The following is a 12,106-nucleotide window of genomic DNA, read 5'->3' on the forward strand; positions in this document are numbered from 1 at the left end:
CGAGTTACGCCGTGACATCTGAGGCCTCACCCTCCGTCAGAGCATCCCGAGTGATCTCCATGGCCCTCTCGTACGTGACCGTTTCTTCTATCAGGTCCGGCGAGAGCTCGATCCGGAACCCGCCTTCCAGCGCCACGACCGGATTCATATGGGCGAGTGGGTTCCAAGGCTCCTCGCGGCGGAAAGATGTCCTTGAGGGCCGTGCCGAACCGCTGCTCAAATCCCATCATCCTCTCCCATACGCCGACCGGTGGCGCCCTTTGCGAGCTGCCGGAGTATGAATTTCTGCACCTTTCCGGCAGGGTTACGGGGCAGGGCGTCCACGATTTCCACTCGCTCGGGCCAGTAGTGCTTCGCGACCTTCTCGCCCTCCAGGAAGATCTGCATTGCCGTCAGATCGAGGAATCCTCCCGGGCTCAGGACTGCGAAGAGGCAGGCCCGCTCGCCCAGTCGCCGGTCCGGCATCGCGACGACGGCCGCGTCACGCACCGCGGGGTGTGTCATCAGCAACTGCTCGATGTCACCGACGGGGATCTTCTCACCGCCCCGGTTGATGACATCCTTCACGCGGCCGGTGATACGCAGATACCCGGTGGGTTCGATCACAGCCAAGTCCCCGGTCCGGTACCAGCCGTCGGCGGTGAACGCCTCCTCGGTCAGGTCGGGCCGGCCGAGGTATCCCTCGAAGAGACAGGGGCCCGTCACCTGGAGATTGCCCTCGGCTCCTGGGCCCAGGAGCCGGCCGGCTTCGCCGACGACCCGCAGCCGAACACCGTCCAGCGACCGGCCATCCGTCGCTGTCACGAGTTCCTCGTCGTCGCTGGGCGCCGACAGGGTGGCGAAGCAGGTTTCGGTGCTCCCCCATCCCGCACACACCTGGATGCCCAGCGACGAGCGGGCGCGCGCCGACAGCGCCCTGGGCACGGACGCCCCGGTGATCACGAAGGTGCTCAAGGACTGCGGTGGGGGCACGCCCGCGTCGACCGCGCCGACCATGTCGAGGAGGAACGGCGTGGCGCCCTGCATGAAGGTGCTCCGCCAGCGGGTGAACGCCTCCAGCGCGCGGTCGGCGTCCCACACCGGCTGGAGGACCTGCACGCCGCCGAGGAGCAGCGCCACCCACATCCCGTAGAGGAATCCGCTGTGGTGCGCCATCGGTGAGGCGATGTGCCACCTGTCCCGCCCGGTCAGGCCCAATCTGCGGCTCATCAGCAGGGCGGCGTGGTTGAGCGTCCCCATGCGGTGCGGTACTCCCTTCGGCTCACCGGTGGTCCCCGACGTGAACAACAGGTGGGCCACCGTGTCCGGGCCCAGCTCGGGGGGGCGCTCCGCGGGCCGCGCCGCGGCCGTGCTGCGGACGAGGTCGTGGAAGACCACACCGGTGTCGGACTCGTCCCCGTCGTACGCCAGGGCCGAATCCTCCGCGACCACCAGGACATGGGCGAGGCGTGCGGTCCGGCGGGCCTCGGCCATGAACCGGGTTTCCTGCGCGTACCGGCGTTTGCGGAATTCCTCTGGCACGAAAAGGACGCGGGCACCGGACCGCCGCAGCGCGTACTCCAGTTCACGCTGTCCGAGGGCCGGCAGTACCGGGCAGCAGACGGCGCCGATCCTGAGAGCGGCCAGGGAAGCCGCGACGAAGGCAGCGGAGTTCGGCAGTTGCACCATGACCGTCTCGCCCGGCCGTACGCCGAGGGCCAGCAGGACGTGGGCGATGCGCTCGGCCCGGTCGACGAGTTCCCGCCACGTCAATGTGGTGTCCCCGCGTTCGCCCAGTTCGACGACGGCCAGTCCCTCGGGGTCGGCACTGGCCCGGTCCCACACGATGTCCGGCAGCGGACGAGCGAGGAGCGGTGTGTCCGGGAAGGGTGTGACGGTCTCCCGTCCGGCGTCGGCAGACTCGTGTTCCCTATTCACTGTCCTGCCTCCGCGTTGTCCCGGCCCGGCCGGGGCCGACGTCCTCCACATGGCGGATCAGCCACTCGACGACGCGCCGTCCATAGTCCAGCTGGTGGCTGAGCGCGCCGTTGTACATGAAGAGGTGGCCACCCGACGGGTAGCGAACGAACTCGACGGTGCGCCCCTCGCGGCGCAGCGCGGTGAACCACTCCTCGCTCTGACCGATCGGGGTCATCTGGTCCCGCTCGCCGTGAATCAGCAGCGTCGGCGCGGTCACACCCTTCACGTACGTCAGCGGTGAACTCGCGGCGTACTGGGCGGGCACCTCGTCGGGGGTGCCGCCGAGCATGATCGGAACGGATACCGGGCCGAGCCAGCTGGTTCCGTAGAGGCTGGTCCAGTTGGCCACGCCGGACATGCTGACCCCGGCGGCGAAGCGGTCGGTGCGAGCGGTGAGCCAGTTGGTCATGAAGCCCCCATGGCTGGAGCCCATGACGGCCACCATGCCTTCCGTGGCCAGCCCGTCGCGCACCAGACAGTCGAGGGCGAGCAGGAAGTCCTCCTCCTCGCTGAACCCCAGACGTCCCAGGGGGCTGCGCATGTACTCCTCGCCGTAGCCGTCACTACCCCGCGGGTTGAGCAACAGGATGTTCCAGCCGCGGTCCACCAGGACCTGCCGATAGAGGTAATGAGGCGAGAAACTCGGCCGCCACGCGTTGTCCGGGCCGCCGTGGATGTCGAGGAGTGTGGGGCCGTCGACCCCGGCGGGCCGACCGCGTAGCAGGTAGCCGTGCACTTCGGCACGTCCCGGGGCGCGGAAGCTGATGCCCTGGGCCACACCGGTCCGCGCTTGTGCGGCCCAGGAATTGAGATCCGTGATCCTCAGCGGTTCTGCCTTACGGAGGCCGGACATGTGGACCTCGCCGGTGCTGTGCGCGTCGCTGAGGACGAGCGCGATCGTTCCGGTGGCATCCGCCGCACTCATCCCCTGGATCACGGTCGACTCGCCGGTCAGCCAGGGTTTGACCTCGCCGCCGGCCAGGGAAACGGTGTAGGCCCAGGTGCATCCCGCCTCGCGGGCGCAGAACAGGATTTCGTCGTCGAGAAACACCGCCGCCGGTGTGGTGCCGCGGTTCGAGGCCATCAGCCGGCGGTCGAACCCGGAGAGCAGGTCGACGGGTTCGACCGAGTCGTCCGGCAGGAGGTAGAGAGTGCTGCGCTGGCACGGGCCGAGAGTGCGCTGGCCCGCGAAGAAGAGCCGGCCGTCGGGGGAGCGTCCCGTCCAGATGACGGTGCCTTCCCAAGGACTGATCTGCCGCATCTCACCGCCCGCGGCGTCGACCGAGAACAGTCTGGCCCGCACCGCCGACCCTCGTCCGGCACTGCCTGCGAAGATCATGACGCTGCCGTCGAGGGACCATGACGGGGCAGTGACGTCCATCTTGTCGTCCGTCAGGCAGCGGACCGCACCGGTGCCCACCCGGACGACGCACAATCGACGACGGGCCGCCGGCAACAGACCGATGCCTTCCACCTTGTAGCCGAGTTCGCGCACGACCGTGGGCGGCTTGCCACGCCGTCCGGCCGCCGGCTCCTCCGCCGCTGTGTCCAGGGCTGCGACGAAGGCGAGTTCGGAGCCGTCCGGCGACCAGGCCAGGTGGCTGACGGCGGTCAGGCCGGGCACGAGATCCGTCACGGCTCGGGTCGCACCGGTCCACAGGCGGATGGTGCTGCCGAGGCTCCCCGGCGCTTTCGCGACATAGGCGAGCCGGTCCCCGGCGGGCGACCAGCAGGCCGCGTCCGCATCGTTCTCGTCGATCGTGTCCAGTGCGCCTGCGCCGTCGGAGAGTGCCAGGACCGTCCGCCACCGGTCCGCCTTCGTGTCGGCTTCCCGCACGATGATCGCGACCGTGTCGCCGTGCGGGGCGAGGGCGACCTGTTCCGGGATCCGGAACCGGCTCAGATCGGTCAGCCGGAACTCGACGGCCTCGGCTTCCTTCTCCTGGAGGGAAGGCGCTGCAGCAGATCGCATGGTGCTCCTGGGGTTGAGGATACGAGGGGAGCGGCGGCGCGCCCCGTCGCGCGGAACGGATCGGAGGGCGGGTCATCCTCGCAGGCACTGGCGTTTCGACCAGAGCTGACGGACGACGCCGGCGGCATCGGTCAGATGGCCGGGCTGGGGGACGCCGTCGGTGTGCGGCCCGAACATGCGGAAGAACCCCGACATCCTCGGGCTCGACGGCAGGTAACCGTGCGACGCGGAGCGCACCGACTCGGCACCGGCTCCCTGGACGCCGTAGACAAATTCGCGATGTGGGCCGCACATCACCGCCAGCCGGCCGAGGCGACCGCTCGTCCAGGGGAGTCTCCACGTGTCCGCCGTCGCTGCGTCCACGGGCCGGATCGTGCCGTCCGTCGCGGCCAGCGCCTGATGGATCCGGCGGCGCTGGACGGCGGACACCGGTTCGTCGCAGTACAGGTAAGCGATGTTGCTGTCGCCCTGGAAGATCATCCGGTCCGCGAGACCCAGTTCCCGCAGGACGACGTTGGGCCGCAGGTGGGTCTCGACGTAGTCGATGCCGTGGTCGGAGAAGAGCACGTAGTCGGCCTGTGGACCCACCGCGTCCGTGATCTGACCCAGACAATGGTCGATCGTCCGGTACGTGTCCAGAATCTGCTGCTGTGCGAGGCTTGCCTGGGCACCCCCGCTCCGGGCGGCATGCCAGTAGAGGAACTCCTGGGCGTGGTCGACCTGGTTGAACCGGACGAACAGAACATCCGGCTCGTGTGCGGCGAGGGCTTCCAGCGTGGTCCGGCAGACCCACTCGGCGCGGGGTGCCTCCTGGAAGTCGTGCTCGGGATTGGCCGTGTATTCGATACCCAGGGAGCTGGGGCCGGCCGCGTCGGCGTGCGGTCTCCCGCCCAGCGGCCCCAGCCCGCCGAACCTCATCGTGAGCACGGCTGTGCCGAGGTGCAGGTCCCCGTACCCTTCGTCGACGCCCACGCAGGTGACCGCGACGGACAACTCACCGACGGACAGGTTCGTCTCCAGGCGCACGGTCTCTCCGACGCGCACCGGTGAACGGCGTGCCGGTCCCGACCCCAGGGCCAGATACAGACCGCCCTCAGGACCCCCGGTCCCCGCCACGGCCGACAGAGGCACCGCCTCGTCGAAGTAGACCAGGGCTGCCGGAGGCAGCCCCTGCCGCTCGGGCGTGCCGATCGGCACACGGGCCACCCGGGCCGGGGCGTACAGGCAGTACAAGCTGGGAATTTGGCTGCCGTCGGCGCGTCGGGAGAAGGTCTGCGGGAACTGCAGCGCCACCACCTTCGCTCCTCGATCGGTGAACCAGTCGACCAGCGAGGGTGCCGTCAACGAGGATGCCTCGTAAGGATGCAGGGTCCGCGCAGGATTGCCGGCCCGCCGCCGGATCTCGTCCACCGGTTCGCCGTCCCAGAAGCGGTTTCCGACGATGCCGTGCGCGGCGGCGTGAGCGCCCGTCAAGAAGGAGGCGTGCGCGGGAGCGGTGGACGACGGGAAGATCGTGGGAAGGGCCACCGTTCCCTGGTCCGGCACGCCCGGCAGTTGCCGTGGGGAGAAGAAGTTCCACTTGGACACCGTGTCCGGTACGCCGCCGTCGACACAGACCACCACCAGCTGCACTCTGCTCGATCCGCTCATCGTTCCTCACTCCTGCACCACAGCGAGGACTCCGGCCATGCCGGGCCCCGCAGATGACCGATGTCGTTGTGCCGTCGCAGGAGCCATGTGCCGGCCGCGGAGCCCGGCCGGTACCGCCAGGTGGTGACAGCGGTGTGGTCCACCTCCAGTTCGATACGGCATCCCGCACCCGTCAGCACCTCGTGCAACGCGTCGAAGACACCGCTGTGCGTGACGATCACGACACGCTGGTCCTCACGCGCTCCGGCACAGAGTTCCCCGAGAAAGGAGGACACGCGCAGAAGGAACGCGGGCCAGTCCTCGACCCCCTCGAAACGGGCGGCACTCGCGCGCTCCCTGGGGGGCGGGACACCGGAGTCGTCCTCCCTGTCGTTGCGGATTTCATCGAGCCGCGGATCGCAGCGCATCGGCAATCCCAGCGCGGAGGCCAGTGGCGCGCCGGTCTGCCTCGCGCGCTCACTCGGCGACGACCAGAGCCCGGTGATCCGTGTACCGCTCAGCTGCCGAGCGAGCGCCGCCGCCTGCGCGTGCCCCAGCGGAGACAGCGGTCGGTCGTCCGAGGACGAGCGCAGATCGTGTGCGTGCCGCACCAGGAGTACGTCCATCACGCCTGCCTCTGCTCGCCCGACGTGTGCCACAGCCACGCGGAGCGGACGATCTCGTCGAAGTCCCGCTCGGGCGACCATCCGAAGACGCGGTGGGCCAGCGCGGGATCGGCCCAGGACACCATGGGATCGCCGGCCCTTCGCGGCCTCGGCTGTCGTGGCACCGGCAGGCCGGACCGACGCTCGATCGCCTCGACGACCTCCTGCACGCTCACCGGCCGGCCCGTGCCGAGGTTGTACTCGCCACAGACCTCCGCGGAGTTGAGCCGTTCGAGCACCTGGACATGGGCCGCCGCCAGGTCCTCGACGTGTATGTAGTCGCGCAGGGCCGTACCGTCGCCGGTCGGGTAGTCCGTCCCGTAGATCTCCAGGTTCGTGCCCCGAAGCGCCGAGTCGATCACCCTCGGCACCAGCTGACTGGTCGACTCGCTCGTGAACTCCCCCAGTGAGGCGTCCGACGCGGCACCCGCCACGTTGAAGTAGCGCAGACTCGCGTAGCGCATGCCGGCCGACCGGGCGTACCAGCCCAGCATCCGTTCACCGGTCAGTTTGGTCTCGCCGTAGGGACTCTGCGGGCACGGCGCGGTGCGCTCGTCGACGGGGCATATCTGCGGACTGCCGTAGACGGCACAGGACGAGGAGAAGACAAAGCGCTCCACGCCGTGCTGCAGTGCCGCCCGCAGCATGCCCGCGGTACCGGTGACGTTGACGTCGTAGTAGAGGTGCGGGGAACGGACCGATTCGGCCGACGACTTCAGGGCTGCCAGGTGAATCACCGCTTCGGGGGAGAAGGCAGCGAGCACTGCCTCGACCTTGTCCGCATCCCGGATGTCCACGACGTCGAGCGGTACGTCGGGCACGGCCCGTCCGGTCCCCGTGCTCAGGTTGTCGAGCACGCGCGCCTCGTGGCCCTGACCGAGCAGATGCCGGACCACGAAGGACCCGATGTAGCCGGCACCGCCGGTGACCAGGACTCTCATCGGGCCTCCGCCTCCTTCGCCGACAGCAGCTGGCGGGAGAGCGCGAAGGCCTCCGCCTGGGCGACCCCCGCCTGCACACCGCGGTACTGGGCGAGGGCCCGCACCGCCGAGGCCGAACGCGGGTGAGCGCCGTCGAAGACCTCGTAGTGGTACACCTCCAGCGCTTCGCACTTCGCGTCGACGAAGCCGGAGACGTCGGTGAACACGTTCGGCAGGAACGGGGCGACGAGTCCCGTCTGCTGCTCGGTCGAGGACAGCACCTCGAAGTGGAGGACGCGGCGGACCGGACCGGCACCGAGCAGGCGCGTGGCGTAGGAGATGGACTGGGAGACCAACCGGTGGTCCGCGTGGATGTCGCCCGGGTGGTGGGTCAGGACCAGCTCGGGACGTACGTCGCGAAGCGTGCGCTCGATCAGCGACACGACGTCGCGTTGCGGTCCGTCCGCGATGAGGACGCCGTCCTGGGAGAAGCCACCGAACCGCACATTCCGCACTCCGAGTTTCTCGCCCGCCCGCAGGCAGTTGTCCTGCGCGGCGCGCAGCGTGACGCCCTCGTGCCGCAGGGAGACTCCCTCGGCCACGATCAGTACGGTGACCTCGCCGCCGGCGTCGGCCAGGGAAGCGATGGTGGCGCCTGCCCCGAGGACCTCGTCATCGGGGTGGGCCGCGACAACCAGCGTCCTCACCCCGACACCACCTGGGCGGAGCGCACCAGCGCCCCCATGTCGAAGAGGTGCTCGGCCAGTTGCCTGACGTCCGGGACGGGCAGCTGGGCCAGTGCCGCAGGCGTCTGCTGCGCGAGGACGGTCTTCAGCGGCTGGTACACGGACAGGGGAAACTCGGAGATCGCGGATGTGCGTGGGACGAAGACGAAGCCGCTCTCCCTCTCATCACGCCACCGCACGGTGCCCCAGGAGAACTCCGCCAGGACTTCCTCCAACGCAAGCTTGCGAAGGGCGTGCCGGTTCAGGCACTCGTCGAGGTAGCGCATGCGGTGTTCCAGCAGGTGCCCGCCGAGGACGGCCGCCTGCGCCGCCCTGCCCACGGCTGCGGCCTGGACGGGGTCGCACCACAGGTTGTTCATCACATCGACGAGTTCCTTGTCGTCGGAGACCAGGAAGCCGCTGACTCCGTCCTCCACGAACTCCGGGATGCCACCCGTTCGTGACGCGATGACCGGTTTGGCGGCTGCCATCGCCTCCTTCAGGGCAAGGGGTCCGGTCTCCTCCACCACGCTGGTCAGCAGGACCGCGTCCGAGGCGGCCAACACCGGTGCGACGTCGGTGACATGTCCGAGGAAGCGGACGCGGTCGGTGAGGTTCAGCTCGTGCGCCAGTTCCTCCAGCCGCTTGCGCTCCGGTCCGTCGCCGGCGATGAGGAGTGTCGTCTCGTCGACGGATTCGCCCACATGCTCCATCGCGCGTACGGCCCGTTCGACGGCCTTCTCCCAGGACAGGCGCGCGAGCACCGTGAAGACGAACGAGTCCTCCGCGATGCCGAGGGCGGCTCGTGCGGCCGTGGTGTCGAGGTCGCTCACCGCCTCGACGAACCGCCGGTCGACCCCGCTTGTGATCACGACGCTCCGCGACCACGCGTCGGTGCCACCGAACTGGCGCTCCAACTGCTCTTCCGACGTGGCAACCACCAGGTCGGCACGGTCCAGCAACTCCCGGGCGTCTCCCGCATCGGCCAGGGCGAAGGCCGAGTGCCGGTAGAAGACCACCAGGGGGTCGCAGGCGGACCGGCTCCGGGCAATGTTCATTGCTGCGGCGTCGTGCCGTCCGGTCACGCACACCACATGCGGGCCGTCCGGCTCACCGAGGTGCGCCGTGAGCGCCGCCGCGGCGGGGGACGGGTCGTCGGCGAAGGGGGGGACCACGGTGACATCGAAACCGAGTCGCTCGAACTCCGCCGCCGCCATTCCGTCCTGCTCGGCCACTACGCGCACGGCATGCCCGGCGGCCCGAATGCCGCAGGCCGTGTCCAGCATGTAACGGTGCTTTCCGCCCCATACCTGGTCGGATATCGTCACGAGGATCTTCATTTCCGGCGTTGCTCCTGTGTGCTAGTCCTGAGTGCCTGGTCAGGCGGTCGACGACGGATACGCTCCTGAGACGCTGAACAGCGTCTGTCTCACCTTCGGGATGGCCTCTGCGTCGAGACCGGCCCGCTCCGCGTACCGCTGGATCCCGTCGTGGCGCCGATCCAGCTGGGTCAAGAAGAGGGTGATCGCCTCCGGCGGCGCCGGGTTGGCCAGCGCCCCGACGCCGCCGGGAAAGGCCGCCGCCGAGGCCCGCAGCATCCTGCGCCGTTCCGCCGGATCGCGATTCCGTGTCGGCGCGGCCCCTGTCGCGGCGTCCCGCCGGGCCCGCCGCCGCAGTTCGGCCGAGGCTTCGGCGCTGCAGGCGTAGTCCGCCGCGATGGCCTCGTGCGAAGCACCGAGCAGGTGCAGGAGGACGGCGACGACGATCCCGGTGCGGTCCTTGCCTCCGGCACACCAGACGATGCGTCCGGTCCGGGACGGATCCAATAGGGCGGTGAGTGCCCTTCCCACGGGTCTGTCCCCGCCCAGTCCCTCCTCGGCCAGCTGCAGGTAGCGCTCGGCGAGGAAGCCCGCCATCCCGTCCGGTGGAACGTCGCGGTCCTCCCAGTCGACCCTCCGCAGTGCTGCTGAGACGTACGAGCCCGGTTCTGCTCGGTCGGGCGGGGCGGACGACGACGTCTCTTCGGGGGAACGGAGATCCACGAAAGTGCGGACACCGAGCCGGCGGAGGCGCTCGATGTCGCCCTGGGCTTGCGGAGCCGGAGCCTCGGACCGGAACAGCAGGCCGCTGGGGAGGCTCTGTCCGTCCGCGCAGACGATGCCGCCGAGGTCCCGGAAGTTGCACAGCGTGAGTGGGACGGTTCTGGTGCCGCTCATCGGTCCGCCTGGGCGGCGCTCACCAGAGCCGCCAGCTTGCGCACGGACGACGCGTCCACGAGGTCGACGAGGTCGACGTTCACGTCCCACCGCCGCGCGATCGCCACTGCGATCTCCAGGGCCATCAGCGAGTCCCCGCCGACATCCACGAAGTCGTCCACGACGCTGATCGGCGTGAAATCGAGCACTTGCTCCCACGCGGCGACCAGTTCTGTCTCGATCTCGCCTTGCGGCGCCTCGAAACGGAAGACGCTGTCGGGCGCCGCGCCGGCGGTGAGCCGCGTGCTGTCGGGAGCGGCGGTGTCCACCGTCGGCAGCTCGTCGACGAGCAGCACGTCGAACTCCGCGTCCTTGCCGAACTCGCCGCAGTGGCGCCGCAGTTCTGCTGCCGTGAGGTATCCCGTCGACTTCACCACGACCAAGGGCCGGGACGATTCGGTCGCCGGTATACAGAGCGAGTCGACAACCTCGGCGTGCCGGGCGATGGTCTCGGCCACGGATGCCGGTTCGAGGGCGATCCGCTGAGTGTTTCCTGTCATCCCACTCTCACTTCCGTGTGACATCGTGACTTCTAGAGAGAATCCGCAGCCAATTCCGCGAGCGAGCCGTAGTCGACCTTTCCGCTCTTCTTTCTGGGAATGCTGTCGATAAAATGGATCTGCAGCGCCTCAGGCCCTATTCCGGCCTGTCTGACGATGTCGAGCCGCAGCTCCTGAATGACGGACGACTTTCTTCCTTCGATGAACAGATGGGCCTTCTCGTCGTCCGTTCCGACTGCGGCGGCCGGCGCCAGTTCCTCGAAGCGCCGCTCGACCAGATCGAGTTCGAGTCGCTTGCCGTTGGGCTTGACGAATCGTGTCGCCCGGCCGTGGACGTGCAGGAACCCGTCGGAGAGGAAACCCGAGTCGCCGGTGTCCACGGTGCCGCACACCATGTCGGGAGCTGCCAGGTCGGCCGCCTCGTCGGCGTATCCCTGCATGGCGTTCGGGCCCCGGTACACGATGCGTCCCGGCACACCGTCCGGCTGGGCAACGCCTGTTTCACCGGTGATCACCACCGAACTTCCCGCGATCACTCTGCCCACCGAGTCCGGGTGATCGGCGAAGTCCTCGTGTGCCAGGACACTGATCCTCGACGTGGCCTCGGTCTGGCCGTACATCTTGTGGAAGCGGAATCCGGCGGCATCGGCCCGCCGGTGAAAGGCCCGGGCGATGGCCTCCGGTGTGCGCGCTCCCGAGACGGTGACAGCCTCGAGTGTCGGTACACGGTCCCACCCCAGCCGCGAGCGCATCAGCCACTGGAGGTGGAAGGGAACAGCAGCGAACGCCGTGCATTCGGCGGCTGCGAACTCCTTCCAGAAACGCGCGCCGCTGGGGGGCGTCGCCGTGAGCAGCACGCCGGCCCCCGCGATGAGATGGCTGTTGAGAACGGACAACCCGTAGGCGTGGTACAGCGGAAGGGAAGTGGCGGCACGCCCCGTCGGTCGCACGGACAGAGCGTCGACGATGCCCCGGGAGTTCGAGGCGACGGCCGCGCCCGACAGCCGCACGGCCCGGCCGGAGCTCACGGTCCCCGAGGTCAGGAGCAGGACGCTTGTGTCCTGCTGGACCTCCGGGGCCGTCCCGTCCCTACGTCGGGCGGCGTGGACACCCGAGGCACCTCCCTCCAGCGCGTGGTAGGGGAGCCCGGCCAAGCACTCGGCCAGTACCCCTGCGGGAGCCACCACCACATCGGGGCGGAAGCGCCGGACCAGCCCCTGACGCTGTGCCGTCCCGGCGGCCGAACCGAACCACGCGACGGCATGGCCATGCCTCAGTGCCGCCACATAGGCGATCAGCGTTTCGAGATCGCGGTCCCCGAACAGGGCGACGAGCCCCTTTCGGTCCCGCGGCAGGGACGGGCCCAGGCTGTCGGCGCGGCGGATCAGCTCGCGGTAGGTCAGCCGGGAACCGTCCGCGCCCACGACCGCGACACGGTCGTCGTGGGGCAGGCTCAGTGGGTCCATGGACACTCTCCTCCT

10 protein-coding genes are annotated in these 12,106 nt (G+C 69.2%); all 10 read right to left on the minus strand.

Annotated features, from left to right (window positions below; translation table 11 throughout):
• Nucleotides 1–216 precede the first annotated feature (216 nt).
• Nucleotides 217–1,917, minus strand: a complete 1,701-nt coding sequence (locus tag ACFVH0_RS15910) for an AMP-binding protein (RefSeq protein WP_385820481.1) — start codon at nucleotides 1,915–1,917, stop codon at nucleotides 217–219.
• Entirely contained in the window at nucleotides 1,910–3,931 is a 2,022-nt protein-coding gene (locus tag ACFVH0_RS15915) for a prolyl oligopeptidase family serine peptidase (RefSeq protein ID WP_385820482.1), read from the minus strand. The genes ACFVH0_RS15910 and ACFVH0_RS15915 overlap by 8 nt, the downstream gene beginning before the upstream one ends.
• A 72-nt stretch (nucleotides 3,932–4,003) precedes the next feature.
• Nucleotides 4,004–5,581: an alkaline phosphatase family protein gene (locus tag ACFVH0_RS15920; protein WP_385820484.1), complete on the minus strand. Its 1,578-nt coding sequence runs from the start codon at nucleotides 5,579–5,581 to the stop codon at nucleotides 4,004–4,006.
• On the minus strand, nucleotides 5,578–6,186 hold the full coding sequence (locus tag ACFVH0_RS15925; protein ID WP_385820486.1) for a histidine phosphatase family protein: 609 nt from the start codon (nucleotides 6,184–6,186) through the stop codon (nucleotides 5,578–5,580). Before ACFVH0_RS15925 ends, ACFVH0_RS15920 begins: the two co-directional genes overlap by 4 nt.
• Nucleotides 6,186–7,166, minus strand: coding sequence for a UDP-glucose 4-epimerase GalE (gene galE, locus ACFVH0_RS15930; protein WP_385820488.1), 981 nt, complete (start codon nucleotides 7,164–7,166; stop codon nucleotides 6,186–6,188). Before galE ends, ACFVH0_RS15925 begins: the two co-directional genes overlap by 1 nt.
• Nucleotides 7,163–7,852, minus strand: a complete 690-nt coding sequence (locus tag ACFVH0_RS15935) for a PIG-L deacetylase family protein (protein ID WP_385820490.1) — start codon at nucleotides 7,850–7,852, stop codon at nucleotides 7,163–7,165. Before ACFVH0_RS15935 ends, galE begins: the two co-directional genes overlap by 4 nt.
• Nucleotides 7,849–9,210 (minus strand): glycosyltransferase family 4 protein, encoded by a 1,362-nt coding sequence (locus ACFVH0_RS15940; protein WP_385820492.1) that lies wholly within the window; start codon nucleotides 9,208–9,210, stop codon nucleotides 7,849–7,851. Before ACFVH0_RS15940 ends, ACFVH0_RS15935 begins: the two co-directional genes overlap by 4 nt.
• A 39-nt stretch (nucleotides 9,211–9,249) precedes the next feature.
• Nucleotides 9,250–10,086, minus strand: a complete 837-nt coding sequence (locus ACFVH0_RS15945) for a tyrosine-protein phosphatase (protein ID WP_385820494.1) — start codon at nucleotides 10,084–10,086, stop codon at nucleotides 9,250–9,252.
• Nucleotides 10,083–10,625, minus strand: coding sequence for a phosphopantetheine-binding protein (locus tag ACFVH0_RS15950; RefSeq protein ID WP_385820495.1), 543 nt, complete (start codon nucleotides 10,623–10,625; stop codon nucleotides 10,083–10,085). The genes ACFVH0_RS15945 and ACFVH0_RS15950 overlap by 4 nt, the downstream gene beginning before the upstream one ends.
• 32 nt (nucleotides 10,626–10,657) lie before the next feature.
• Nucleotides 10,658–12,091 carry an AMP-binding protein gene (locus ACFVH0_RS15955; RefSeq protein ID WP_385820497.1) on the minus strand — a complete coding sequence of 478 codons (1,434 nt, stop codon included), beginning with the start codon at nucleotides 12,089–12,091 and terminating at the stop codon, nucleotides 10,658–10,660.
• Nucleotides 12,092–12,106: the final 15 nt, after the last annotated feature.

It is taken from the genome of Streptomyces sp. NPDC127117 (assembly GCF_042677325.1).
GTDB lineage: Bacteria > Actinomycetota > Actinomycetes > Streptomycetales > Streptomycetaceae > Streptomyces.